The organism is Sphingosinicella sp. (assembly GCF_041916975.1).
In the GTDB taxonomy this organism is placed as follows: domain Bacteria; phylum Pseudomonadota; class Alphaproteobacteria; order Sphingomonadales; family Sphingomonadaceae; genus Sphingosinicella.
The window spans coordinates 387,849-412,315 of the sequence record NZ_JAYRYK010000001.1 but is presented as its reverse complement, the minus strand read 5'-3'; the positions used below and the strand labels follow the sequence as shown (position 1 = coordinate 412,315).

Annotated in this window: 28 protein-coding genes and 1 tRNA gene; 20 read left to right on the top strand and 9 right to left on the bottom strand. The window is 64.8% G+C overall.

The window, feature by feature from the left end; genetic code table 11:
* The first annotated feature begins 205 nt into the window (after positions 1-205).
* The 3 genes from ACE3TJ_RS02035 (at position 206) to ACE3TJ_RS02025 (ending at position 3,499) form a co-directional block, all read left to right on the top strand.
* The gene (locus ACE3TJ_RS02035; protein ID WP_374593357.1) at positions 206-1,180 is read left to right on the top strand and encodes a polysaccharide deacetylase family protein; all 975 of its coding nucleotides are present in this window, start codon (positions 206-208) and stop codon (positions 1,178-1,180) included.
* A 40-nt stretch (positions 1,181-1,220) separates the two neighbouring features.
* Positions 1,221-1,296 (top strand) — tRNA-Ile (locus tag ACE3TJ_RS02030).
* An 85-nt stretch (positions 1,297-1,381) separates the two neighbouring features.
* Positions 1,382-3,499 carry a transglycosylase domain-containing protein gene (locus ACE3TJ_RS02025; protein ID WP_374593355.1) on the top strand — a complete coding sequence of 706 codons (2,118 nt, stop codon included), beginning with the start codon at positions 1,382-1,384 and terminating at the stop codon, positions 3,497-3,499.
* On the opposite strand, the gene ACE3TJ_RS02020 is transcribed toward ACE3TJ_RS02025, so the two are convergent.
* From ACE3TJ_RS02020 to pgsA, 3 genes are read right to left on the bottom strand one after another with little or no spacing between them, the layout of a single operon-like run.
* On the bottom strand, positions 3,496-3,936 hold the full coding sequence (locus ACE3TJ_RS02020) for a molybdenum cofactor biosynthesis protein MoaE (protein WP_374593353.1): 441 nt from the start codon (positions 3,934-3,936) through the stop codon (positions 3,496-3,498). The two genes, ACE3TJ_RS02025 and ACE3TJ_RS02020, sit on opposite strands and share 4 nt — an antisense overlap.
* Positions 3,933-4,184, bottom strand: a complete 252-nt coding sequence (moaD, locus tag ACE3TJ_RS02015; protein WP_374593351.1) for a molybdopterin converting factor subunit 1 — start codon at positions 4,182-4,184, stop codon at positions 3,933-3,935. The genes ACE3TJ_RS02020 and moaD overlap by 4 nt, the downstream gene beginning before the upstream one ends.
* Positions 4,185-4,188: 4 nt before the next feature.
* On the bottom strand, positions 4,189-4,746 hold the full coding sequence (gene pgsA, locus ACE3TJ_RS02010) for a CDP-diacylglycerol--glycerol-3-phosphate 3-phosphatidyltransferase (protein ID WP_374599273.1): 558 nt from the start codon (positions 4,744-4,746) through the stop codon (positions 4,189-4,191).
* Between the two features lie 24 nt (positions 4,747-4,770).
* On the opposite strand from pgsA, the gene ACE3TJ_RS02005 reads away from it, so the two are divergent.
* Complete coding sequence (locus ACE3TJ_RS02005) at positions 4,771-5,475, top strand: nitroreductase (protein WP_374593349.1); 705 nt, start codon at positions 4,771-4,773, stop codon at positions 5,473-5,475.
* Positions 5,472-5,951: a hypothetical protein gene (locus ACE3TJ_RS02000; RefSeq protein ID WP_374593347.1), complete on the top strand. Its 480-nt coding sequence runs from the start codon at positions 5,472-5,474 to the stop codon at positions 5,949-5,951. Before ACE3TJ_RS02005 ends, ACE3TJ_RS02000 begins: the two co-directional genes overlap by 4 nt.
* Here the strand turns inward: ACE3TJ_RS02000 and ACE3TJ_RS01995 are convergent.
* The 3 genes from ACE3TJ_RS01995 to uvrC are packed head-to-tail and all read right to left on the bottom strand — an operon-like array spanning position 5,948 to position 9,029.
* Positions 5,948-6,343 carry an MAPEG family protein gene (locus ACE3TJ_RS01995; protein ID WP_374593345.1) on the bottom strand — a complete coding sequence of 132 codons (396 nt, stop codon included), beginning with the start codon at positions 6,341-6,343 and terminating at the stop codon, positions 5,948-5,950. The genes ACE3TJ_RS02000 and ACE3TJ_RS01995 overlap by 4 nt on opposite strands.
* A 24-nt stretch (positions 6,344-6,367) precedes the next feature.
* A complete protein-coding gene (locus ACE3TJ_RS01990) occupies positions 6,368-7,060 on the bottom strand; it encodes a glutathione S-transferase family protein (protein ID WP_374593343.1) in 693 nt (230 codons plus the stop codon).
* Positions 7,061-7,109: 49 nt separating this feature from the next.
* Positions 7,110-9,029: an excinuclease ABC subunit UvrC gene (gene uvrC / locus ACE3TJ_RS01985; RefSeq protein WP_374593341.1), complete on the bottom strand. Its 1,920-nt coding sequence runs from the start codon at positions 9,027-9,029 to the stop codon at positions 7,110-7,112.
* A gap of 147 nt (positions 9,030-9,176) precedes the next feature.
* Here uvrC and ACE3TJ_RS01980 point away from each other — a divergent pair, with 147 nt between their 5' ends.
* A complete protein-coding gene (locus tag ACE3TJ_RS01980; protein WP_374593339.1) occupies positions 9,177-9,992 on the top strand; it encodes an SDR family NAD(P)-dependent oxidoreductase in 816 nt (271 codons plus the stop codon).
* Positions 9,989-10,402, top strand: a complete 414-nt coding sequence (locus ACE3TJ_RS01975) for a dihydroneopterin aldolase (RefSeq protein ID WP_374593337.1) — start codon at positions 9,989-9,991, stop codon at positions 10,400-10,402. Before ACE3TJ_RS01980 ends, ACE3TJ_RS01975 begins: the two co-directional genes overlap by 4 nt.
* Here the strand turns inward: ACE3TJ_RS01975 and ACE3TJ_RS01970 are convergent.
* Positions 10,390-11,208: a hypothetical protein gene (locus tag ACE3TJ_RS01970; RefSeq protein ID WP_374593335.1), complete on the bottom strand. Its 819-nt coding sequence runs from the start codon at positions 11,206-11,208 to the stop codon at positions 10,390-10,392. The two genes, ACE3TJ_RS01975 and ACE3TJ_RS01970, sit on opposite strands and share 13 nt — an antisense overlap.
* A gap of 314 nt (positions 11,209-11,522) precedes the next feature.
* Between ACE3TJ_RS01970 and ACE3TJ_RS01965 the strand changes: the two genes are divergently transcribed.
* The 4 genes from ACE3TJ_RS01965 to ACE3TJ_RS01950 all read left to right on the top strand — a co-directional run bounded on the left by ACE3TJ_RS01965 (position 11,523) and on the right by ACE3TJ_RS01950 (position 14,039).
* Positions 11,523-12,173, top strand: a complete 651-nt coding sequence (locus ACE3TJ_RS01965; RefSeq protein WP_374593333.1) for an energy transducer TonB — start codon at positions 11,523-11,525, stop codon at positions 12,171-12,173.
* Between the two features lie 87 nt (positions 12,174-12,260).
* Positions 12,261-13,055, top strand: a complete 795-nt coding sequence (locus ACE3TJ_RS01960; RefSeq protein ID WP_374593331.1) for a MotA/TolQ/ExbB proton channel family protein — start codon at positions 12,261-12,263, stop codon at positions 13,053-13,055.
* A 74-nt stretch (positions 13,056-13,129) separates the two neighbouring features.
* Positions 13,130-13,597: an ExbD/TolR family protein gene (locus ACE3TJ_RS01955; protein WP_374593329.1), complete on the top strand. Its 468-nt coding sequence runs from the start codon at positions 13,130-13,132 to the stop codon at positions 13,595-13,597.
* Positions 13,598-13,616: 19 nt separating this feature from the next.
* A complete protein-coding gene (locus ACE3TJ_RS01950) occupies positions 13,617-14,039 on the top strand; it encodes an ExbD/TolR family protein (RefSeq protein ID WP_374593327.1) in 423 nt (140 codons plus the stop codon).
* Between the two features lie 92 nt (positions 14,040-14,131).
* Here ACE3TJ_RS01950 and ACE3TJ_RS01945 read toward each other — a convergent pair whose 3' ends face one another.
* Positions 14,132-15,352, bottom strand: a complete 1,221-nt coding sequence (locus tag ACE3TJ_RS01945) for a polyhydroxyalkanoate depolymerase (RefSeq protein ID WP_374593325.1) — start codon at positions 15,350-15,352, stop codon at positions 14,132-14,134.
* Between the two features lie 166 nt (positions 15,353-15,518).
* On the opposite strand from ACE3TJ_RS01945, the gene ACE3TJ_RS01940 reads away from it, so the two are divergent.
* The 9 genes from ACE3TJ_RS01940 to ACE3TJ_RS01900 all read left to right on the top strand — a co-directional run bounded on the left by ACE3TJ_RS01940 (position 15,519) and on the right by ACE3TJ_RS01900 (position 23,686).
* The gene (locus ACE3TJ_RS01940) at positions 15,519-16,313 is read left to right on the top strand and encodes a 3-hydroxybutyrate dehydrogenase (RefSeq protein WP_374593323.1); all 795 of its coding nucleotides are present in this window, start codon (positions 15,519-15,521) and stop codon (positions 16,311-16,313) included.
* The gene (locus tag ACE3TJ_RS01935) at positions 16,310-17,065 is read left to right on the top strand and encodes an SDR family NAD(P)-dependent oxidoreductase (protein WP_374593321.1); all 756 of its coding nucleotides are present in this window, start codon (positions 16,310-16,312) and stop codon (positions 17,063-17,065) included. The genes ACE3TJ_RS01940 and ACE3TJ_RS01935 overlap by 4 nt, the downstream gene beginning before the upstream one ends.
* 262 nt (positions 17,066-17,327) lie before the next feature.
* Positions 17,328-18,326: a TerC family protein gene (locus tag ACE3TJ_RS01930; protein WP_374593319.1), complete on the top strand. Its 999-nt coding sequence runs from the start codon at positions 17,328-17,330 to the stop codon at positions 18,324-18,326.
* Between the two features lie 122 nt (positions 18,327-18,448).
* Positions 18,449-18,781: a hypothetical protein gene (locus ACE3TJ_RS01925; protein WP_374593317.1), complete on the top strand. Its 333-nt coding sequence runs from the start codon at positions 18,449-18,451 to the stop codon at positions 18,779-18,781.
* A gap of 41 nt (positions 18,782-18,822) precedes the next feature.
* The gene (locus ACE3TJ_RS01920) at positions 18,823-20,604 is read left to right on the top strand and encodes an ABC transporter transmembrane domain-containing protein (protein WP_374593315.1); all 1,782 of its coding nucleotides are present in this window, start codon (positions 18,823-18,825) and stop codon (positions 20,602-20,604) included.
* 92 nt (positions 20,605-20,696) lie between these two features.
* A complete protein-coding gene (locus tag ACE3TJ_RS01915) occupies positions 20,697-21,338 on the top strand; it encodes a PepSY-associated TM helix domain-containing protein (RefSeq protein WP_374593313.1) in 642 nt (213 codons plus the stop codon).
* Positions 21,339-21,349: 11 nt separating this feature from the next.
* The gene (locus ACE3TJ_RS01910; protein WP_374593310.1) at positions 21,350-21,865 is read left to right on the top strand and encodes a DUF2271 domain-containing protein; all 516 of its coding nucleotides are present in this window, start codon (positions 21,350-21,352) and stop codon (positions 21,863-21,865) included.
* Between the two features lie 13 nt (positions 21,866-21,878).
* Positions 21,879-22,697, top strand: coding sequence for a DUF4198 domain-containing protein (locus ACE3TJ_RS01905; protein ID WP_374593308.1), 819 nt, complete (start codon positions 21,879-21,881; stop codon positions 22,695-22,697).
* A gap of 92 nt (positions 22,698-22,789) precedes the next feature.
* Positions 22,790-23,686 carry an FAD:protein FMN transferase gene (locus ACE3TJ_RS01900; protein ID WP_374593306.1) on the top strand — a complete coding sequence of 299 codons (897 nt, stop codon included), beginning with the start codon at positions 22,790-22,792 and terminating at the stop codon, positions 23,684-23,686.
* Here the strand turns inward: ACE3TJ_RS01900 and ACE3TJ_RS01895 are convergent, their stop codons facing one another.
* On the bottom strand, positions 23,687-24,436 hold the full coding sequence (locus tag ACE3TJ_RS01895) for an energy transducer TonB (RefSeq protein ID WP_374593304.1): 750 nt from the start codon (positions 24,434-24,436) through the stop codon (positions 23,687-23,689). It lies immediately after the preceding gene.
* Positions 24,437-24,467 lie beyond the last annotated feature (31 nt).

Genomic DNA, 24,467 nt, shown 5'->3' with positions numbered 1-24,467 from the left:
CGCTCCCCTCCCTCCCCGCGGGCCTCGGTAGACGGGTCCCCGGCTTCACCTCCCTCCCTCCCAAGAAGCCGGGGACCTAACCCTTTCCGAAACCTCCCCTTTTTGCAGCTTTACTTGCCGGAAACGTCCGAACGCTTATTGTCGCGACATGCTGGCCCCCTCGGACAATCAGTACATCTCATTCGGCCCGGAATTCGGCCAACGCGTGCTCGTTTTCGTCGACACCGAAGAGGAGTTCGACTGGACGCAGCCGAAGAGCCGCGATTCGACTTCGGTGAAAACGGTGAAGTCGCTGCCGAAGGTGCACAGTCTGATGCGCGGCTTCGACATCAAGCCTGCGTACATGGTCGACTATCCGGTGGCGACGACCCCCGAGAGCGTCGAGGTGCTGCGCGCACTTTCCGAAAATGGCGGCGCCACGATCGGCACGCAGCTGCATCCGTGGGTGAACCCGCCGTTCCTCGAACGTGTGGGCGGCCCGAACAGCTTTCCCGGCAATCTGCCGCGCGAGGTGGAGCGGGCCAAGATCAAGGCGCTGACCGAGGCCATCGACGAGAACTTCGGCGCGGCGCCGATCGTCTACAGGGCAGGGCGTTATGGTGTGGGGCCGAACACCGAGGCGCTGCTCGATGAACTCGGCTATCGGATGGACGTGTCCGTTCGACCCTATTTCGATTACAGCGACGAAGGTGGCCCCAGTTTCCGCAACATCCGCCCGCAGCTTTACTGGACAGGGCCGGAACGCCGACTTCTCGAATTGCCGCTGACCTCGACCTTCACCGGCGGTCTGCGCGTATTCGGCGAGCGTGCTTTTGAACTCGCAACGCGCGTGCCCCGCCTGAACGGTCTCCTCTCGCGCACCTCGCTGCTCGGCCGCGTGGCGCTGACGCCCGAAGGCATACCGCTCGACGAGGCGATCCAGGCGATCGAGCTGCTCGTCGAGGCTGGAACGCAGATATTCTCCATCTCCTTCCATTCGCCTTCCGTCGAGCCGGGCCACACGCCCTATGTGCGCGATGCGCGCGACCTCGCCGATTTCTATGCCTGGTGGGATGGCGTGCTGACGACTTTGACGCGCGCCGGCGTGAAGCCCGCCAGCGTCGAGGAGGTCGTTGCTGCGGCCCATGCCCAGCGCGACGGGAAGGCCGCCGCTCTTGCGGAGCACGCCCTGAGCGTCTAAGCGCTGCGGTCGTCCGGCACGGGGGAAAAGGCGGGGCGACGGGCCTGTAGCTCAATGGTTAGAGCTGGCCGCTCATAACGGCTAGGTTGGGGGTTCGAGTCCCTCCGGGCCCACCACGCATCGCCCCATCGGCCGCCCACGACTGATTGAACGGGCCACTGTTTTGCGTAAGTATGACAGTATGAGAATGGCGACTCCGCAATGATATTCCGCCGCCCGCGCGTCGAGTCGCTCGATCCGGATGATTACCGCGCATGGTCTGCCGAGTTTGGCGGAGAGGAGGGCCCCCCTCCTGACGAGGCGCCGAAGCCGCGTTCCCGCTGGCTGCGCTGGCTTCCCAAGATCGCGGCGGGCGTGCTTCTCGTGTTCTTCGGCATCGTCGCGTGGCTCGCGATCACGGCGCCGCTCGGCAAGGCGCTCGAACCGCTGGAAACGCCTGCACTGGTGCTGACTGCCGCCGACGGCACGCCGATCGCGCGCCGGGGCAGCTTCAAAGCCGAGCCGGTCGACGTGACGAAGCTGCCCGATCATGTCGGCGAAGCGTTCGTCGCGATCGAGGACCGGCGTTTCTACGATCACATCGGCATCGACATTCGCGGCATCCTGCGGGCCGCGCAGGCGAACGCGGCGGCGGGCCGCGTGGTGCAGGGCGGCTCCACGATCACGCAGCAACTTGCCAAGACGAGCTTCCTCAGCCTCGACCGCAGCCTGACGCGCAAGGCGCAGGAGGTGATCATCGCCTTCTGGCTGGAAGCCTGGCTGACCAAGGACGAAATCCTCTCGCGCTACCTCTCCAGCGTCTATTTCGGCGACGGTGCTTATGGCCTGCGCGCGGCGTCGGAGCAGTATTTCAGCAAGGAACCCGAGCAGATGACGCTCGGCGAGGCGGCGATGCTGGCGGGTCTCGTGAAAGCGCCGTCGCGGCTCGCGCCGACCAATAACTATGAAGCTGCGCGCGAACGCGGAAAGCTTGTCATTGCCGCGATGAGGGAACAGGGGCTCATCACCGATACGGAATGGCGCGGCGCCCGGCGTGCGGCGCTGCGTCCGGGCCGGAAAGGTCTGCCGACCGGGAGCTATTTCGCCGACTGGGCCTGGAGCGAGGCTGCGAACAGCGCGCCCGACACGTTCGGCGAGGTGAAGGTCGCGACGACGCTCGACAGCCGCCTGCAGAAGCTCGCCGAGCGCGTCGTGAAGCGCAACCTCGACCGCGCGGGCTGGCACAACGTCGGCGAGGCGGCGCTCGTCGCCATGCACCCGGACGGCCGCGTCGTCGCGATGGTCGGCGGCCGGGACTACCAGAAGAGCGAATTCAACCGCGCCGTGCAGGCGAAGCGGCAGCCGGGCTCAGCGTTCAAGCTGTTCGTCTACCTCGCCGCGCTGCGCAGCGGCATGGATGTCGACACCGAGATCGAGGACGAGCCCGTCACCATCGGCGACTGGAGCCCCAAGAACAACGACGGCAAATACCGCGGCCCGATCACGCTGAAGCGCGCGTTCGCGCTGTCCTCCAACGTCGCGGCAGCACGGCTGGCGAACGAAGTGGGGGCAGGGGCGATCCGCAAGGCGGCGCGCGATCTCGGCATCAAGGACGAGATCGGCGACGACCTCACCATCGCGCTCGGCACCTCGACGATGTCGCTGCTCGATCTCACTTCGGCGTATGCGTCGGTTGCGGGCGGCACGCCGCCGGTGGCGCCCTATGCGGTCTCGGCGCCGCCGCGCGATGAAGGCGTGATGTCACGCCTGCGCGCGCTCGGTGGCGATAGTCTCCCCGAGCGCGCGGCGTTGCGCGAAATGATGCGCGCCACGATTGATTACGGCACGGGCACGCGTGCGAAGCTGCCGGTCGCGGCCTTCGGCAAGACCGGCACGACGCAGGATTCGCGCGACGCGATCTTCGTGGGTTTCGCGGGCGATCTCGTCGTCGGCGTCTGGGTCGGCAATGACGACAATTCGCCGATGAAGGGCGTGCTCGGTTCCACGATGCCGGCAGCGATGTGGCACGAGTTCATGATGGAGGCGCTGCCGGAGGTGCGGCAGATCTCCGAGCGTCAGGCCGAAGAGCGGCGCGCGCGGGAAGAGGCGGACGCCGCTGCGCAGGTCGACCTTTCGGTCCTGCTCGGGCCGGATGCGGAGGCGGTGATGCGCGGCGAAGAGATCGATGTCGCGCGGGCGGCGGCGCTGCTTGGTCAGCTCGGCAATGTCATCGCCAATACGCCTGAGGATGCGGAGGGGATTCGCGCGGCCGCGCGCGCGCTTTCGGATCGGATCAACAACGCTGTCGCGGACGAACCCGAACCGCCGCCCGCGCCCTAATTCCAGCGGTCGCGTGCGGCGTCGTCCTCGGCCTTGGCTTCGACCCAGCGGCTCTCGCCGCCGGTTTCTTCCTTTTTCCAGAACGGCGCGCCGGTCTTCAGATAGTCCATGATGAACGCGCAGGCGTCGAAGGCGGCGCCGCGGTGCGTGGCGGCGATGGCGACGAGCACGATGGGATCGCCGGGAAGCAGCCTGCCGTGCCGGTGAATGACCGTTCCGCCGAGCAGCGGCCAGCGCGCTGCGGCCTCGGCGGCGATGGCTTCGAGCGCTTTCGCGGTCATTGCCGGATAATGTTCCAGCGTCATCGCCTCGATCTCGCCGCCGCGCACGAGGCCGACGAAGCTGGCGACGGCGCCGATATCGGTGCGCCCGTCCGAAAGCGCGCGGGTCTCCGCGCCCAGATCGAACGCTTCGGTCTGAACGCGGACGGTGATCATCCGCCGGTCACGGGCGGGAAGATGGCAAGCTCCGCGCCTTCGCGAAGCGCCGCGTCCGCATCCACAAAATCCTGATCGAGCGCGAAGCGCAGGCGGTGCGGCTCGGCGAAGGCGGACGCATAGCCGTCCCCCAGCGCGGAAAGCGCCGCGAGTGCTTCGCCCACGGTGTTCGCGGCAAGGTCGCGGGTCTCGCCGTCCAGGCCGACGCGTTCACGCACCCATGCAAAATAGAGGAGATCGAGCTTCACCGGTTCAGGCCATGTGCTTGAGGCCGACGCGAAGATAGTCGTACCCTGTGACGAGCGTGAGGATCGCGGCGGCCCAGAGCGAGGCAACGCCCACTTCATAGGCCGGGAGCGACGTGAACCTGATCTCCGCCGCGCCCGCGAGAATCAGTGCGCCGAGCGATATCATCTGAAACGCGGTCTTCCACTTGGCGAGCCGGCTGACAGGCACGGAGACCTGGATCCCGGCGAGATATTCGCGAAGCCCCGACACGGTGATCTCGCGGATGAGGATGATGATCGCCGCAATCACGGTCCAGCCGCGAACGATATTGTTCTCCACGAGCATGATGATCGCGCCCGCCACCATGATCTTGTCCGCGATCGGATCGAGAAAAACGCCGAGCTTCGAAACCGTGCCCTGCGCGCGGGCGAGATATCCGTCCAGGTAATCGGTCGCGCCGGCAATGCAGAAGACAACGAACGCAACGAGATAGCCAAACCAGCTCGCGTTCCACATCAGGATGACCAGAAGCGGCACCGCGAGGATGCGCGAGAGCGTGAGTAGATTGGGGAGGCTGGACAGCATGGGCGGACGTTAGGCTATCGTATGCGCGTGCTCAACATGGCTTTGGGAATCGAAGTGAACGTCAGTGAAGCGATTGCAACCCGCCGCTCGGTACGCGGCTTTCTCGATCGACCCGTTGATCCCGCGTTGCTGCGCGAGATCATCGAGAAGGCGGCGCGCGCGCCTTCAGGCGGCAACCTGCAGCCGTGGCACATCTATGCCGTCGGCGGCGACGAACTGACGCGGCTGAAAGAGATCATGGCGGGGCGCATCGTCGAAGCGCCGCGCGGCGAGGACATGGAATACGACATCTACCCCAAGGCGCTCGGCGAACCTTATGCCTCTCGCCGTTTTCAGGTCGGCGAGGAGATGTACGGCCATGTCGGGATTCCGCGTGAGGACAGGGAAGCGCGGCGGCGCTGGTTTGCGCGCAACTTCATGTTCTTCGGCGCGCCGGTCGCGCTGTTCTGCTACGTGAGCCGCACGATGGGGCCGCCGCAATGGTCCGATCTCGGCATGTATCTCGAAAACGTGATGCTGCTGCTGCGCGAGGCAGGGCTCGATTCCTGCCCGCAGGAATGCTGGGCGATGTACCCCAAGACGATCGGCACATTCCTCGGCGCGCCGGACGCATGGATGCTGTTCACCGGCATGGCGATCGGCTGGAAAGATCCCGACGATCCGGCCAACAAGCTCCATGCGAAGCGCGTGCCGCTCGCCGAATTCGCGGAGTTCAGGGGGCTATGAAGCGCGTCGCCGCGCTTGCGATGTTGCTGCTCGTCGCGGCCTGCGCCACGCGGGCGCCAACTTACAATCGCGGCTGGGCGATCTTCGATGCCGAGCCGTCCGAGGGCAATGCCGTGAAGCTGGTCTACGGCGTACCGAACAGCGATGATCTGGACCTGTTCGCGGTTTGCGACCGTGATGCCAAGGTCTTCGAACTCGCGTTCTTCACGGCGGATTCGGATCGGTCCGTGGCCGAAGGAACGCGTACTCAGCTTCTCATCGGGCCGCCGAATCGGATCACGCCGCTGATGGCGTCGGTCCAGTATCATCCCTCGGGCGAGATGATGGTCGTCGCGCGGGCCAGCCTACCGCCGACCTTCTTGCGCGACTGGGCCGGCAAGCGTGTAACGCTGGCGGGGCAGGGGACAGCGATGACGCTGCTCGCCCGCCCCGACAAGGCGTTGATCGAGGATTTCCTGAAGCGTTGCGACGGTTAGCGGACGAGGTCGATCACTACGGCGACAATCGCGCCGACCAGTGCTGCGAGGCTGGCGAGGCTGGAGATGAGGAAGCCCGCGCCGCGCTTTTCCGCATCCTTGATGTAGCCGATCACGTAAGCGATTCGGCCGACCACCCAGGCCGCCGAATAAATGCCGCCCCAAAGGTCGCCGAACAGCGTCGCTACGATCCAGACGAGCGGCAGGAACAGGACGATCTGCTCCATCGTGTTCTGGTGGGCGCGGAAGGCGCGCTCGAACTCGGGATGGCCTGTGACGGCGGGTGCCTTGACACCGTGCTTGCCGCGCGCCTGCCCGACCGGGATCGACGCCCATACGAAAACGGTCAGCGCGGCGAGCATGCCGAGCAGCGTCAGCGGGTACATCTGCATTGTTTCCCCCCTCCTTGAAGGCGATCAGGCGGGCTTGCCCGTCACCACGATCTTGCGTGCCTGTTCGGCGAATTTCTTGGCCGAATCCTCATCGTCGTCGCGAATCCGCGCGCGTATGTCCTCGGGCACGGTGATGCCCTTCTGCACACCGGGGCGCGCCATGATCGCTTCAAGCCAGCGCTGGAGGTTCGGCAGGCCGTCGATCGGGATGCCAGACCATTTGTGCGTGCGCACCCAGCACCAGTTGGCCATGTCTGCGATCGAATAGTCGCCCGCGAGATATTCGGTGCGCGAAAGCTGACGCTCCAGCACTTCGAACAGGCGGCGGCCTTCGTTCTGATAGCGGTCGATCGCGGGCTGAATCTTTTCGGGGAAGTAGCGGTAGAAGACGTTCGCCTGACCCATCATCGGGCCGATGCCGCCCATCTGGAACATCAGCCACTGCTCGACACGGCTCTGCGATTTGGCGTCGGTGCCATAGAATTTTCCGGAAATCCGGGCGAGGTAGAGCATGATCGCGCCCGATTCGAAGATCGGGAAATCGTCGTGGACGAACGCCGGGATGCGGCCGTTCGGGTTGATCTCCAGGAACCAGTCCTGCTTCTGCACACCGCCGGTGAGGTCGATCTTCTCGAATTCGTAATCGAAGCCCATTTCCTCGAGCGCGACCGAGGCCTTGTAACCGTTCGGCGTCGCTGCGGTGTAGAGCTTCATCATACGGAACGCCTCCCCAAAGGCCCGATTCGAGTCGCGCTCACGTTAGCCTTTATCCGCGCGGATGGAAGTGGTCGTAGATCGCCTCGGCCATCGCCTTTGAAATGCCCGGCGCGGCCATCAGCGATTCGAGTGCGGCGGAGCGCACGGCCTTTGCCGTGCCGAAGTGCATCAGCAGCGCACGCTTCCGGGTCGGGCCGATGCCGGGCACGTCGTCGAGGGGATTCGCGGCGATCGCCTTGCTGCGCTTGGCGCGGTGTGCGCCGATGGCGAAGCGGTGCGCCTCGTCGCGCAGACGCTGGAGGTAGAACAGCACCGGCGAATTGAGCGGCAGGGTGAGTTCGCGGCCGTCCATCAGGTGGAACACCTCGCGCCCGGCGTTCCTGTCCGGCCCCTTGGCGACGCCGACGAGCGTCACGTCGTCGATGCCCTGCTCGGCGAGGATATCCATGGCCGCAGACAGCTGCCCCTTGCCGCCGTCGATGAGCACGAGATCGGGCCAGTCCGAGCCCTTGCGGTCTGGGTCTTCCTTGCCCAGCCGCGCGAAGCGGCGGCCGAGCACATGGCGCATCATGCCGAAATCATCGCCGGGCGTGATCGATGCGTCCTTGATGTTGAACTTGCGGTAGCTGTTCTTCAGGAAGCCCTCCGGCCCCGCGACGATCATGCCGCCGCCGGCGTTCGTGCCCTGAATGTGGCTGTTGTCGTAAACCTCGATGCGACGCGGTGGTTCGGGCAGCTCGAAGATGTCGGCAAGCTCGACGAGCAGCTTGGTTTGCGTTGCGCCCTCGGCGAGGTTGCGGTCGAGCGCTTCGATGGCGTTGCGTGCCGCCTGATCGACGAGGCGTTTGAGTGCGCCGCGCTGCGGCTGGCGGATTGCGACCTTGCGGCGGCCGCGACTGGAGAGCGCCTCCGCGATCAGATCGCATTCGGTGGGCAGGCGGTCGACGAGGATTTCGGGCGGCAGCGGCATGTCCTCGTAGAATTGTACGATGAAGCTGCCCAGCACCTCCTCGGGGGTGCTGCCCGCCGTGTTCTTCGGGAAGAAGGCGCGGTGGCCCCAGTTCTGGCCGCCGCGAATGAAGAACGCCTGGATCGAGAACTGCCCGGCCTTTTCCGCGAGCGCGATGACATCGACGTCCTTCACGCCTTCGGCGGTGCCCGTCTGGCCCTGGATGTAGGTGAGCGCGCGCAGGCGGTCGCGGTAGACCGCGGCCAGTTCATAATCCTGTTTTTCGGCGGCGATCTGCATGGCCTCGCCGAGCTTGCGCTGCACGGCCTGGCTTTTGCCGGCAAGGAAGTCCTTCGCATCTCCGACAAGCTCCGCGTACCCCGCCGCATCGATCCGGTCGACGCAGGGCGCCGAGCAGCGGCGAATCTGGTGGAGCAGACAGGGGCGGGCGCGATTCGCCATGAAGCTGTCCGAACAGCTCCTGAGCAGGAACACCTTCTGAAGCGCGTTCAGCGTGCGGTTCACCGCGCCCGCGCTTGCGAAGGGGCCGAAATAGATGCCCTTGCCCTTTCGCGCGCCGCGATGTTTCGAAATGCGCGGGTAGGCGTGGTCTTCGTTGAGGAAGATGAACGGAAAACTCTTGTCGTCGCGCAGCAGCACGTTGAACGCGGGCCGGAAGCGCTTGATGAGCTGCGCTTCGAGCAGCAGCGCCTCGGCTTCGCTCGCGGTGGTGACGATCGTCATCGCGCGCGTCAGCGACACCATGCGCTGCAACCGCTTCGGCAGCCGCGCGACCTGCGTGTAGTTAGTCACGCGGTTCTTGAGGCTGCGCGCCTTGCCCACGTAGAGCACGTCGCCGCCCGCATCGAGCATCCGGTAGACGCCCGGCCGCACCGGCAACGTCTTCAGCACGTTGCGGATCGCCGACACGCCCGCGTCGAGGTCGGGCGTGTCGCGACCGCGCACGGCATACGTCGCCTGCTCCTCGGAAAAGCGATCAATCTGCGGGGGTTCAGCCATCGCCTTCAGATGTAGGCGAGGGAGGCGGACCTCTCAACTGTCACGAAAATGACTTGTCCCCGGTGCCTGTGGATAAGTCTCTGGAGATGTCGGCCTCACCTGCGCTGGCACTGATCTGCCGTGACTGCCGAAAAAAAAGGCAGCGGCTTGCCCGTTGGTACGCCGGCGGGTAAGCGCTCGCCGATGACACCCGAGTTCGACAATCCTGCAAGTGCGCTCATCACGGGTGGCGCGAAGCGCATCGGCGCCGCGCTGTCGCGCGCGCTCGCGGCGGACGGCTGGCACGTCCATATCCACTGCAACGAATCGGTGGCCGAGGCGGAAGCGCTTGTCGCCGAGATCGCGTCGTCCGGCGGTAGTGCCTCGCTTGTCCGGGCCGACCTTGCCGATGCGGAGGCGTGCCGCACGCTGTTCGATCGCCTGGCGCCCGGAAAACCGCCGGTTTCCTTGCTTATCAACAACGCTTCCGTCTTTCGCTACGACACGCAGACGGACTTTGGCGCCGCACAGTGGGACGAACAGATCGACGTGAACCTGCGCGCGCCGGCGCTGCTGACGCAGCAGTTCGCAGCGCGTTGTGCCGGGCGGAACGGCCTCGTCGTCAACCTGCTCGACGCGAAGGTCGCCGCCCCGAATCCCGATTTCTACAGTTACACGGTGAGCAAGCTCGGCCTTGCCGGCCTCACCGAACTGCAGGCGAGGGCGCTCGCCCCCAATATCCGTGTGAACGGCATCGCGCCCTCGGTGACGCTGGTCAGCGGCCCGCAGACGCGAGAGAACTTCGATCGCGCGCATGTGTATAACCCGCTGCGGCGCGGCGTGCTGGTGGAGCATGTTGTCATGACGATGCAATATTTGATCGCCCTTCCGACCATCACCGGCCAGGTGATCGTGCTCGATGCCGGGCAGCGTATGCTCGGTATGCCGCGCGACGTCGCCTTCATGGTGGGAGAGGGCGCATGAGCCCCGCGCCGCGCGGCCTCGTTCCCGAAGCGCTGGCGCCCAAGGCGCGGCGGATTCGGCTGCACGGCTACGAACTGCTCGTCGATATCGGCTTCCACAGCTTCGAGGTCGGCGCGCCGCAGCGGCTGCGCGTCGATGTCGATCTGTGGGTGGACGAAGCGTCGTTTCCCACGGACGATCAGGTGAAAAGCGCGTGGAACTACGATTTCCTGCGCGAAACCGTGAAGACGCTGGCGGCGTCGCGGCGCTTCAACCTGCAGGAGACCTTCTGCCGCGCGGTCTACGATATCATCGCGGCGCGCAAGGGTGTGCTGGCGCTGCGCGTTGCCACCGCCAAGCCTGACATCTATCCCGACTGCGATTTCGTGGGCGTGGAGCTGTCGTCGTTGCCGATGGGTTATTTCGAATAGGACCGGTCGCAGGGGCCGAGCGAATCGAGCACGAAACGATAGTCTGCCTTCGCTGCGGCTGCGGTTTCCGAATCGAGCGTCGTGGTGCTCGTCGCAGGCAGGCTGCGCGGCAGACCGCAGGCGAGTTGATACCAGAGCAGGCTGCCGTCCTTCACGCCTGCGGCAGAATCGTCGATGATGTCTCCGGTCGCGATGCTGAACGCCTTTGGTTGGCCGGGGCGCGACAGCACGACGAGCGACATCGGTTCCCCCGCCTTCGTCTGAATGAAGATCTGGCTTTCGGATTCGCCGGGCAGGCTGCCGGGGACATGGAAGGCTTGTCCGAGGCCGGAAATCTGCATGTCACGAATGTCGGGCGCAGCAACGGCTTCGGCCGCGACGGCGCGCACATAGGCGTCGCGCTCGGCCGTCCAGTCCACCTGAGCCCAAGGACGGACGAGCTGGAACTGCGCTTCACGGCCGCTTGGCGCAAGGAACAGCAGAACGGGAAGCCCCCTGAGTTTTGGCGCCTTTCCGCGCGGATCGGTACCGATATCGACGAGATACTCGATATTCTTCGGAACGAATCCCGGCGCGATCAGCACGTTGCTGATTTCAGCAGTGACCAGGTGACGGCGAAAGCCGGGCGCGAGGCCGGGAGACAGTTTTTCGCTGAGCTTTGAAGCTTTCGCCACCGTCGCGCGGACGATGATCGGCGCCTCGGTGGTCAGTGCCACGAGGTCCGCCCGCCCCGGGTTCGCTGACACGCCGGTAAGCGGAATCAGTGCCCCGGAGAGAAGAAGCGCAAAAAAAGCCCACAGGCGCATCAGGCCGTCCCTTTTGTTATGAAATCGAACAAAATCCATATTTGCTGGCAGCTTAACGCATTTGAGCCATGTTTGACATGACCGTGGCATGAATTGGGCAAGCGGCCAATCGCGCCACAACCCTGCCACAAAGCAGTTGCGGGTGCAGGGCGCCCAAGCTAGTAGGTCGCTCAGGGACGGTTTGAGCCGGTTTTCAACCGCTTCATGAGCGTTGCAAAAAGGGATAAGATTGCGGTCATAGCCGCAACTGGTTTCTGATCGATTCCTATGGGATCGATGGTTAAGGGTCAGCTAAGAGGGAGTAACCCGCGTCCATGGCATATGCAGATCAAGGCGTAAGCTCGAAGCGCATGGTCTCCTTGGCGCTCGTTGCGCTACTCCATGCCTTTCTCGGCTACGCATTCATAAGCGGCCTTGCGCTGCGTGTGGTTAAGGTCGTGACAGGTCCGATGGAGACGTTCGAGGTCGAGGAGCCTACGGTCGATGAAGAGCCGCCGCCTCCGCCGCCGGAACTCGAAGAGATTCCGCCGTATGTTCCACCGCCGGAAGTGATCGTCGAAACGATCGCACCGCCGCAGCCGACGATTACGATTCAGACCGAAACACCGCGTCCGGATCCGCCTCGGGTTGCGCCGCCGGCACCTCCCGCGCCGCCGCCTGCTGGTCCGACCACGCGTGCTCAGCCGAGGGGGCGTCTCGGCGCCACCATCACGGCTGACGACTATCCGCAAGCCTCCATCCGTGCAGAGGAAGAGGGTTCGGTGGTTGCGCGCTACACCATCGATACCGATGGTAAGGTCGTGAAGGGCAGCTGTTCGATTCAGACATCGAGCGGTTTCAGCCGCCTCGATACGCAGACCTGCAGCCTGATCGAACGCCGCTTCCGGTTCAATCCGGCGCAGCAGAACGGCCAGCCGGTTCAGGAGACGCGCAGCCAGGCGTTCCGCTGGCAGATTCCGAAATAAGCAGGATGTCGCCGTGGGCTGGGCAAGACCGGCCTGCGGCCTTTCCGTTTTCAAACCAACATTTTTATTCAGTCTAGGGGACTACACATGAAGAATTTTGTTTCGCGCGCCGGCCTTGCGGCAAGTGTTGCGCTCGGCACGCTGATGGTTTCGGTTCCGGCGTTCGCGGCGGAAGAAATCGCCACCGAAAACCCGTACGGCCTTCGCGCCGCGCTCGAGCAGGGCGGTCCGATCGCCCAGGGCACGTTCGCCATTCTCGTGCTGATGTCGCTGACATCGTGGTACGTGATCTTCACGAAGTGGTGGGACCAGCGGAAGCTGCTCATCGAAGCCAAGGAACTCGACAAGAAGTTCTGGTCGGCGCCGAGCCTGAAGGACGGTGCTGCCAAGCTCGACAAGAACTCGGCGTTCCGTCAGATCGTCGACGACGGCCTGCGCGCCGCCGATCACCATGAAGGTCGCCTGACCGACAGCATTGACAAGAACGAGTGGGTGACGATGTCGATGGCGCGTTCGACGCACTCGATCAACGCCCGCCTGCAGAGCGGTCTTGCCTGGCTCGCTTCGGTCGGCTCGACCTCGCCGTTCGTCGGTCTGTTCGGTACCGTTGTCGGCATCTACCGCGCGCTCATCAACATCGGCGTCGCCGGTCAGGCCTCGATCGACAAGGTCGCGGGTCCGGTCGGTGAGGCGCTCATCATGACCGCGCTCGGCCTCGCCGTGGCCGTTCCGGCCGTGCTTGGCTACAACTGGCTGATCCGCCGCAACAAGGACGTTCAGGACCGCCTGAACAACTTCTCTGCCGACGTGCATGGCTACATGATGTCGGGTGCACGCGTGGCACGTACGGGCGTGGCTCCGGCTGCGGCGCCGAAGGCCTGATTGCACGAAGGGGTGCGGCGGCCCGTCCGCCGCACCCCTCCCGATTTGTTTGATATCAGGAAGGATCGCTAGACATGGCGATGCAAGTAGGACCCTCGGACGACGATGACGCGCCGATGGCGGACATCAACACGACGCCCCTCGTGGACGTCATGCTGGTTATGCTGATCATCTTCCTCATCACCGTTCCCGTGGTCATCCAGACCGTGCCGCTCGAACTTCCCAAAGTGAGCAGCATGCCGACAACGACGAAGCCGGAGAACGTCCTCATCGCGGTCGATAACGCCGGCGACATCTTCTGGGGTGTCCAGCGTCTCGACAGCAAGCAGGAGCTCTTCGACAAGGCGGTTACGCACCTGAAGAAGGAAATCGAGCGTCAGGAAGCCGCGGGCACACCGATCGAACTGCCTGAAGTCCACATCCGCGGCGACGCGGGTACGGAGTTCAGCAACATCGGCGGCGTCATCTACACGATGCAGCGTGCCGGTTTCGTGAAGGTGGGCTTCATTTCAGAACCGCCCGCCGGTTCTGTCACCCGCTAAGCCGCAAGGAAACCATATTATGGCAATGAGTGTAGGCGGAGCCGAGGGCGGCGAAATGGTGGACATCAACACCACGCCGCTGATCGACGTGATGCTGGTGCTCCTCATCATGTTCATCATCACGATTCCGATCCAGACGCACGCGGTGAAGCTCGACCTCCCGTCGAACCAGAACCAGCCGCAGAACTCTCAGGTCGATCCGGTGATCAACCGCGTGAGCATCGACTTCCTGAACACGATCTACTGGAACGATCAGGAAGTGGACCTTGCGACGCTGCGTACGTATTTCAACGACGCGGCCCGCATGGAGCCTCAGCCCGAAATCCATCTGAAGCCCGACGCGCTGTCGCGCTACGACGTTGTGAACAACGTCATGGCGCAGGCGCAGATGTCTGGCGTCACCAAGATCGGTTTCGTCGGCAACGAGGCCTACGCCAACTAGGGCGAGGTCTCTGATCCAAAAGAAGAGGGGCGGACCTGACGGTCCGCCCCTTTTTTTGTTTTTTTGTCTGTTCGGTGAAAGCGCCGGGTGTGTCAGTCGTGCTTCGCGATGAAGTCCTCGACGACAGGCGCAATCTTCTCGCGCCAGCGGCGGCCGTTGAAGATGCCGTAGTGGCCGACCTCCATTGCGAGAAGATATGTCTTCTTCGCGTCGGGAAGCGCAGTGGCGAGCGTCAGTGCCGCCTTCGTTTGTCCGACGCCGGAGATGTCATCGCGCTCGCCTTCCACGGCCAGGAGCGCGACATCGGTGATGGCGCCGGGGTCGATCCGCGTGCCGCGATGCATGAACTCGCCCTTGGGCAGCAGATGGCGTTGGAACACGGCATCCACGGTTTGCAGGTAGAATTCGGCGGTCATGTCGCAGACGGCGCGGTACTCGTCGTAGAACGCCTTGGTGGAATCGGCGCTTTCGCCGTCGCCGACGACGAGATGTTTGAACATCTCCCAGTGGCTCATCATGTGGTTGCCGAGGTTCATCGACATGAAGCCGGCAAGCTGCAGGAAGCCCGGATACACACGGCGTCCCGCGCCCGCATACATCGGCGGCACGGTGGTGATGGCGTTGTGTTCGAACCAGCTGTGCTGGCGCCCGGTGGCGAGCGTGTTGACCTCGGTCGGCGCCTCGCGCGTGTCGATCGGCCCGCCCATCATGGTCAGCGAGCGCGGCCGTGCCTTGTGCTTCTTCGCGGACATCAGCGCCGCCGCCGCATAGGCGGGCACCGAAGGCTGGCACACGGCGATCATGTGCGTGCCGGGGCCGATGTGTTCGAGGAAGGCGACGATGTAGTCGATGTATTCGTCGAGATCGAAGCGGCCTTCATCGAGCGGGACGAGCTTCGCATCGCGCCAGTCGGTGATGTAAACGTCATGGCCGGGAATCATGCGCTCCACCGTGCCGCGCAGCAGCGTCGCATAGTGGCCGGACATCGGCGCGACGATCAGCAGCTTCGGCCCTGCCGCCACGCCATTCTGCTTCACGAAATGCTTGAGCTGCCCGAACGGCAGGCGGAAGCTGATCTCTTCATGCACGGCGACATCGTCGTCGCCGATCTTGACGCTTCGGATACCGAACTCCGGCTTGCCGCGCGGCGCCGAGGCATGGGCGAACACATCGAGTGCTGAGGCGATCACCGGGCTCATGCCGATATAGGCCAGGGGATTTGACGGATGTGCCAGCCAGTTGGCGCCCATGCTGGCGAAGGCGCTGGCCCCGGCCATCATGGAACGATGCAGCTCGTAGCTATGATAAATCATTCACAATACCCCGCTCGCAACGCCGGCATTTGCATCGAACGCCGGTCGTCTCCCGATCAGCTTAACCCGTGCAAATCGCGAGTCCATCGATTATTGCATTGCACAATGAGCGGGCCGTTAACGACGGTTCTGCAAGCGCTTCGCAAATGCTGCAAAGGAGAACGCCATGACCGCCAGAACGCTTGAGGGCCGCATTGCCCTCGTCACCGGCTCGACAAGCGGAATCGGGCTTTCAGTCGCGCGCGGCATGGCCGCCGCGGGCGCCGACATCGCCATCAACGGCTTCGGCGATGCGGACGCGATCGAACGCGAACGCGCCGGGATCGAGACGGACTTCGGCGTGCGCTGCGCGTTCCTGCCCGCGGATCTCTCCAAGGGCGCGGAAGCGACGAAGCTCGTGTCCGACTGCGCGGCGGCGCTCGGCGGGGTGGACATCCTCGTCAACAACGCAGGCATCCAGTACGTCGCACCGGTGGACGAATTTCCACCGGCGAAGTGGGAAGCGATCATCGCGATCAACCTTTCCGCCGCTTTCTACACGACGCAGGCGGCACTGCCGGCAATGAAGGCGAAGAACTGGGGCCGCATCATCAACATCGCGTCCGCACATGGCCTCGTCGCCTCGCCATTCAAGGCGGCTTATGTGTCCGCGAAGCACGGCATTGTAGGCTTCACCAAGACGGCGGCGCTCGAACTCGCCGAAACGGGCATCACGGTGAATGCGATCTGCCCCGGCTACGTGCGCACGCCGCTCGTTGCCGGTCAGGTGGCCGACCAGGCGAAGGTGCACAATATGTCGGAGGAGGAGGTCGTGCGGAACGTCATCCTCGCCGCCCAACCCAACAAGCGCTTCATCGAACCGGAAGAAGTCGCCGATTTCGCGGTGTTCCTCGCGGGCGAAACCGGGCGCTCGTTCACCGGCGACATCCTCTCGATCGACGGCGGCTGGACGGCGCGGTGAGCTTTTCGTCTGCCACGGCAGTGCTGATCACCGGTGCGGCCTCCGGCATCGGCAAGGCAACGGCCGAGCGACTCCATGCCGAAGGCGTCAGGCGTTTCGCGCTGGTGGATATCGACAACGCGCCACCCCTTGCTGACGCCGACGTCCTGCAGATCACCGGCAATGTCGCCGACCCATCCACCTGGGAGGAAGCCGAACGCGCCATCACGCACCGTTTCGGTCGGCTCGATCTCGCCGTCGTCAACGCCGGCGTCTCCGGCGCCGGCCCGATCGCCGACCTCAGCTTCGACGAATGGCGCCGCGTGCTCTCGGTGAACCTCGACGGCGCCTTCCTGACGCTCCGCGCGGCGATGCGGCTGATAACAGGGGCGGGGGCGATCGTGGTCGTCTCCTCGATCTCCGGGATCAAGGCCGAGCCCGGCGTCGCGGCATACGGGGCATCCAAGGCCGCCGCCGCGCATCTCGCGAAGGTCGCCGCCAAGGAAGGCGCGTCGCGGGGCCTCCGCGTGAACGCCATTCTGCCGGGCGGTGTCGATACGCCGATCTGGAACGGAATGGCCTTTTTCGAGGACATGGTCCGTGACCTCGGCAGCCGCGAAGCTGCGCTGCAGGCCATGGCGACTGCGGCGACCCCGCTCGGACGCTTCGCGACCGCAGACGAAATCGCCGGGCAGATCGCGTTCCTGCTGTCGGACGCCGCGGCAACGATTACCGGCGCGCTGATACAAAGCGACGGGGGATATTCGCTGTGACCCAGACCATCGCAGTGACCTTTCCAGCCCCCCATTGACAGCTGCACCGGGCATTCCCATTAACGGGGCGCGGCCCGGGCCCCTCTGACGAGACACGTCTCGTGATGTCGGACCGCATCGGATGATCCGATGCTTGTGGCCCGACGGCTTACGTCTGTTCCCTGAAAGCGCGGATCCTCCGGCGACCGATACGGTCCACAAGAGGAGATAGACGAATGCTTAATCCCTGTCGTTCCCGGCGCTCCGCCCCCGAGGTGCGCTGATGGAGTTTCTGTTTGCTGATTGGCTTGGCACACCGGCCTGGTTCTGGCTGTCCTTCCTGGGGCTCGTCATCGCTTTGACGGCGTTCGATCTCGGCGTGCTTCATAAGGAGGACCGCGAAATGGGCATCGGCGAGAGCCTGAGACTCTCTGCATTCTACATCGGTATCGCGCTGCTGTTCGGCGCCTGGGTCTGGTATGCGCGTGGGCCTGAGTCCGGGATGCAATATTACACCGGCTTCTTCATCGAAAAGGCACTGTCGATCGACAACGTCTTCGTCATCAGCCTGATCTTCACCTATTTCGCGATCCCTCCCAAATATCAGTACCGCGCGCTGCTGTGGGGCATCATTGCGGTGATCCTGCTGCGCGGCCTGATGATCGCGGGTGGCGCCGCGCTGGTGAACGAGGCCTATTGGGTGCTCTATCTGTTCGCCGCCTTCCTGATCTTCACCGGCATCAAGATGTTCTTCGCCGGTGACGAACCGATGGACGTGGCGAATAACCCTGCGGTGAAATTCATATCGCGTCATATGCGCGTGACGCCTGACCTGCATGGTCAGCACTTCTTCGTGAAGACACCGGATGCCCGGACCGGAAAGCTGGTGACGGCGGCCACACCGCTGTTTCTGGCGCTTATGGTCATCAATCTCGCCGATCTGGTTTTCGCGGTCGACAGCGTGCCCGCGATCTTCGCGATTACGACCGATACGTTCATCGTCTATACGTCGAACATCATGGCCATCCTCGGCCTGCGCGCGCTCTACTTCGCGCTCGCCGCGATGGTACATCGCTTCCACTACCTGAAATACGCGCTTGCGGCGGTGCTCATCTTCATCGGCGCGAAAATCTTCATCGCGGACTTCCTGCTCGGCGGCGACAAATTTCCGCCTGTGCTGAGCCTAGGCGTGACCTTCGCGCTGATCGCGGCGGGGATCGTCTATTCGCTGTGGAAGACCCGAGGCCGACCGGAACCGGACTGGCCCGCCGAGGGGACCTGAGGCACGGCCACACCCGCCTGATCGTTGGGGTGCTGTCACGAAAAATTCACGGGCGCTTTCCGAAACCGGAAACCATTCGGGCGCAATGCCGGCGTGTGATCCATCTCGCGGGAGCGATGTGCGTGCGTCTGTTCATTATGTTTCTGGTTCTGATGGCCCCGGCGCCGGCGGCGGCTGCGACAACGTGGCCCGAGGCGGCGTCCGGGGCGGTGCGGGCGGCGCAGGCGATGCCGCGCTCGGCCGTGGTTCGGCGCGCGACCTGCGTGGCGCGAGTGCGGATTGCCGTGGACGGCAACGGGCTGATCACGCGCTACGACATCGTGAAACCGTGCTTGGAGCCGATTCTCACGCGCTCCACCGACGACCTGTTCTTCAAGGTCGGCCAGTTGCCGCCGCCGCCCGCGCGGCGTCCGGCGAGCCTTGAGATCGAGGTGCACTGGCCGCCGAAGGGCTGAGCAGCATTGAGCGCGGCCGCGGCCACTGCTAATCCGCCGCAATGAGCATCAGCGAGTCCGGCAAAGAGCCCAAGGAAAAGCGTTCCCTCAGCAATCTGCAATTGCTCTGGAACTTTGCGCGACGTTATCCCGTGCAAGTGACGGCGTTCTTCGTCTCGCTGTTCATCGCGGCGCTCGCGACGCTGGCGATTCCGCGCAGTTTCCAGCGTATCGTCGACAACGGCTTCGGCGCGGAAACGGACACGACGATCGCGCCTTATTTCTACGGTATGCTTGGCGTGGTCGCTGTGCTCGGCATCGCCACGGCGGTGCGCTTCTACTACGTGTCGTGGCTTGGCGAGCGGGTCGTGGCCGATCTCAGGCAGAGCGTCCACGCCAACCTGCTGACACTCGATCCGGCCTTCTTCGAGGAAAACCGGCCCTCCGAGATCGCCTCGCGGCTAACGGCGGATACGGCGATCATCGAGCAGGTGGTGGGCAGCAGCCTTTCGATGGCGCTTCGGAACTCCATTCTCGGCATCGGCGGCGTCATCTACCTATTCACGATCAGCCCCAAGCTCACCGGCATGTTGCTGCTCGGCATCCCCCTCGCGGTTCTGCCGATGGCGATCATGGGCCGGCGCGTGCAGGCGCTCTCTCGCAGCTCGCAGGATAATGTCGCGAGTGTCGGGACGATCGTGAGCGAGGCGCTGGGCGCGATCCGCATTGTGCAGGCGTTCACGCAGGAACGGAACGAGGCAGCGCGCTTCACCCGTGCGGTGGAATCGACCTTTGCCGCGGCACGGCGACGCATCGGTATGCGCGCGGTGCTGACCGCGATCGTGATCACGATCATCTTCGGCGGCATCACGATGGTGCTGTGGGAAGGTGCGAGCGACGTGATCAACAAGGTGATGACGGGCGGCCAGATCACGGCCTTCGTGCTGACCGCCGCGATCGTTGCGGGCGCGTTCGGCGCGCTTACCGAAGTTTACGGCGACGTGATGCGGGCGACGGGCGCGGCGGGCCGCATGAAGGAATTGCTGAGCGCGGTGCCGCGGATCACGGCGCCGGCGAACCCCGTGCCGCTGCCGCAGCCGCCGGTAGGGCGCGTGAGCTTCGAAAACGTGACCTTCCGCTATCCGACGCGCAAGGAAACGAAGGCGCTCAGCGACTTCTCGCTCGACATCGCGCCGGGGGAGACGGTCGCGGTCGTGGGCCCATCGGGCGCAGGCAAATCGACATTGTTCCAGCTCATCCAGCGCTTCTACGATCCGGAGGCCGGAACGGTGCGCGTGGACGGCGTTGCGCTGCCCGACGCGGACCCTTCCGCCGTGCGCGGCCGTATCGCGATGGTGCCGCAGGAAAGCGTGGTGTTCGCCGAGAGCGCCTACAACAACATCCTCTATGGCCGCCCGGATGCGACCGAGGCCGAGGTGTGGGCCGCGGCGGACGCGGCGAATGCTTCGGAATTCCTGCGCGCGCTGCCGGAGGGCATCCACACCTTCCTCGGCGAGGCGGGAACGCGGCTTTCGGGCGGGCAGCGGCAGCGGCTTTCGATCGCGCGCGCCGTGCTGCGCAATGCGCCGATCCTGCTGCTCGACGAGGCGACATCGGCGCTCGATGCCGAAAGCGAGAGGCTGGTGCAGGAAGCGCTTGAGCGGCTGATGCAGGGACGCACGACGCTGGTGATCGCGCATCGCCTTGCCACGGTGCGCGGCGCCGACCGCATCGTCGTGATGGACGAGGGGCGGATCGTGGGGCAGGGGCGGCACGATGAGCTGATGGCGGGCGGCGGGCTCTACGCACGGCTCGCGCGTCTGCAGTTCGAGGATGCGGCCTGAGACGGCCGAGCCCGGTTCGGAATTTATATTGTAACTGATAATCGTTCGCGTTAACATCGCTGCCGATCAGGAACAGGATTGATTCAGCGCCGATGCACAGCGTGACGCCTAACAAGGCGGTCAAGAAAAGCCGCAAGGCGTTCTGGCTGAAACAGCTGCATACGTGGCATTGGATGAGCTCTGCCATCAGCTTCGTTGGCCTCGTGTTGTTCACGATCACCGGGATCACGCTCAATCACGCCGCCGAGATCGAGGCGGAACCGGTGATCGAGGAGCGCACGGCGCAGCTTCCCGCAAACCTGCTCGCGCATATCACGCCGAAAGACAGCGAGGCCGAACGCGCACCGCTGCCTGCATCGGTCGCGCAATGGGTAGCCGACACGTTTTCCGTGAAGGCGGGCGGCGAGGCGGAATGGTCTCCCAAAGAGGTCTATCTCGCGTTGCCGCGCCCCGGCGGGGACGGGTGGGTCGCGATCGACCGCGAAACCGGCGACACGACGGCCGAGAGCACCGACCGCGGCTGGATTTCCTACCTCAACGACCTTCACAAGGGCCGGAATTCAGGCACGGCGTGGAAGTGGTTCATCGATATTTTCGCAGGCGCCTGCCTCGTGTTTGCATTTACCGGCCTGTTCCTCCTCCAGCTTCATGCCGCGAAACGGCCGAGCACGTGGCCGATCGTGGGGGTGGGGCTGCTCATCCCCGTTCTCGTCGCCTTGATATTCATTCACTGAAGGGTTCCAGTATGCAGCTTTCCACGCGTATCGTGATGACCGGCGCGGCTTTCGCGGGGCTGGCGGCGCCCGCGGCCGCGCAGAGCATTGACCTTACCGTCACCATCCCGCGCCTCAGCGTTGCCGAGTATCACCGGCCCTATGTCGCGATCTGGCTCGAAAAGACGGGCGCGCCGGCGAAGACGCTCGCCATCTGGTACGACCACGACATGAAGGACAATGAGGGCACCAAGTGGCTCCGCGATGTGCGCCAGTGGTGGCGCGCCTCGGGCCGCGGGCTCAGTTTCCCGGCGGACGGCATTACCGGCGCGACGAAGGCGCCGGGCACGCACAAGGTGAGCTTCGGCGCGGATGTGCTCGGGAAGCTGGATGCCGGCGACTACACGCTGCTTGTGGAGGCCGCGCGCGAGGTGGGTGGCCGCGAACTGGTGAAACTGCCGTTCAGCTGGCCGCCGAAATCCGGCAAGGCCGTGAGCGCGGCCGGGAGCGAAGAACTCGGTGCGGTTAGCGCTACCTTCAAACGCTGAAAGGACAATATTCATGAAAACCGGAATCCTGCGAGCGCTCGCCATCTCGACAGCTTTGTTCAGCGCAACCGCCGCTGAGGCACACCGCCAGTGGATGTTGCCCTCCTCGACCGTGCTTTCGGGCCAGTCGAGCTGGGTGACGGTGGATGCCGCCGTCTCCAATGACCTGTTCTATTTCGAGCACCAGCCGGTGCGGCTCGGCAACGTGAAGGCGTGGGCGCCGGACGGCAGCGAAGTGGTGCTTCAGAACGAGTCGACGGGGCGCTACCGCAGCACCTTCGATGTCGAGCTGAAGCAGCAGGGGACCTACAAGATCGCGAATGCCGGCGGTGGCATCTTCGGCAGCTACAAAGAGAACGGCGAGGAGAAGCGCCTGCCGCGCGGCGCTTCGGCGGCTGACATCGAGGAGCTGATCCCCGTGGACGCGACCGATGTGAAGCTTTCCGAGAGCTGGAGCCGCAACGAGATCTTCGTAACACTCGGCGCGCCGACGGACGCGACGCTGAAGCCGAGTGGCAAGGGGCTTGAGCTGGTGCCGGTGACTCACCCGAACGACCTTGTTTCGGGCGAAGCGGCGACGTTCCAGTTCGTGATCGATGGCAAGCCTGCGGCCGGGATCGAAATCGAGGTCGTGCCGGGCGGCATCCGCTACCGTGACCAGCTCGGCCAGATGGACCTCAAGACCGACGCCGAGGGCAAGGTGACGATCACGTGGCCGAACCCGGGCCTCTATTGGATGAGTGCCGAAGCCAGCGACAAGAACGTCAGCGTGAAGGGCGCCGAGCAGCGCCGCCTCGGTTATGTCTCGACGCTCGAGGTGCTGGCGCCCTGACCGCCCGCATCCTCGTCCCGAAGGCGCTCTCCGCCGCGGCCTTTGCGCTGAGGGAGCCGACGGGGCACATCGCGGCGCTTTCGGGCGAGACGATGGGGACGCGCTGGTCGGTGCGCCTTGTCGTGTTCGCGCCGGGCAGGCTCGCGGAGATTGGCGCGGGCGTGCAGGGCGTGCTTGACGCTGTTGTCGCGGAAATGAGCACGTGGGAGGGATCGTCCGACATCAGTCGGTTCAACCGCGCGGCGGTTGGGGCGTGGCAGGCGATGCCGCCGGGTTTCCTGACCGTGCTTTCCGCTGCGCTCCGCATCGCGGAGGAGAGCGGGGGGACGTTCGATCCGACGATTGGGGCGATCGTGGATGCCTGGGGGTTTGGAGCGGCGGGTGCTGTCGCTTCGGTGCCGGATATGGAGACGACCGAGACGCTGCGTCTTGCGGCGGGTTGGCGGCGGGTGGAATGTGATACGCTGCTGCAGCGGGCACGGCGGACCGATACGCTTGCGCTCGACTTTTCCGGGATCGCCAAGGGGTTCGGGGCGGACCGCGTGGCGGCATGGCTGAAGAGCCGGGGGTTTCGGCACTTTCTTGTCGAGGTCGGCGGCGAACTCGTGGGGGAGGGCGTGAAGCCGGACGGGCAGCCGTGGTGGGTGGATATCGAGATGCCGCCGGTCGCGGCGCTGCCGCCGCTGCGGCTTGCGCTGCATGGCCTCTCGGCGGCGACATCGGGCGACTATCGGCGCTGGTTCGAAGCGGACGGTGAGCGCTTCGCGCACACCATCGACCCGCGTAGCGGCAGGCCCACGGAGGGTGTCGCTTCCGTCACCGTCCTTCACGCGGAATGCATGTACGCCGACGCCTATGCGACGGCGATCACGGTGCTGGGTGCCGAAGACGGCCTGCGCTTCGCCAACAGCCTCGGCCTCGCCGCGCATATCGTTTCCCGCGACGGGAGCGAGACGATGAGCCTTGCCTTCACGGCGATGCTCGACTGATCACCCCTGCAGGACGAAGGGGATTTCCACGGTGCCCCGCACGGCGACGGCGACGCCGTCGCGGATCGTGGGGGACCAGCGCCAGTGGCGGACGGCGCCGAGCGCAGCGCGGTCGAGCCGGTCGTAGCCGCTGCTCTTGGCGAGGCGGATGTCGGCGACGTTTCCGTCCGTGCCGAGTGTCAGCGCCAGAACGACCGTACCCTGCTCGCGCTTGCGGCGCGATTCGAACGGATAGGACGGCGGCTTTGCCGAGATCATCGTGGCGCCGAGATCGTCGGCGACCAGCGTCGGCGGCGCGGCCGGGCGCGGTGCGAGCGGGGCCTTGATCGCGACGGGGGCCGGAGGCGCGGCCTGCGGCTGATCGGCGGTCGCGACGATCGGCGGTGTTTCGCGGGCGAATTCGACGGCGGGCGGCGGTACGTAGATTTCGGGCTCGGCAAGCTCGGGCGGTGGCGGTGCTTCGGGCGCGGGGGGCGGGGCCGAAAGATCGAGCAGGTCCATCGCCGTCTGCACGCTGTGCGGCGGGATCACCTGCGTGCGGATGAGCACCGCGCCGAGCCCCACATGAAGCGCACCGACGACGAGGAGCATGCGCCAATCGAGACGAGCAGGCTGATATCCGCCGGATTTCGCCATTTCCATTTGATGCGTGGCCGGTTTCGATACCGGTGCCGCAACAGCCGACACGCGCTCCTGAAGCTGCATGTCGTCGAACGCGTCATCCGCGCTGCGTGCAAGAACCGTGTGCATTCGAACGCCCCGTTTGCCGTCGTGCCAGGCC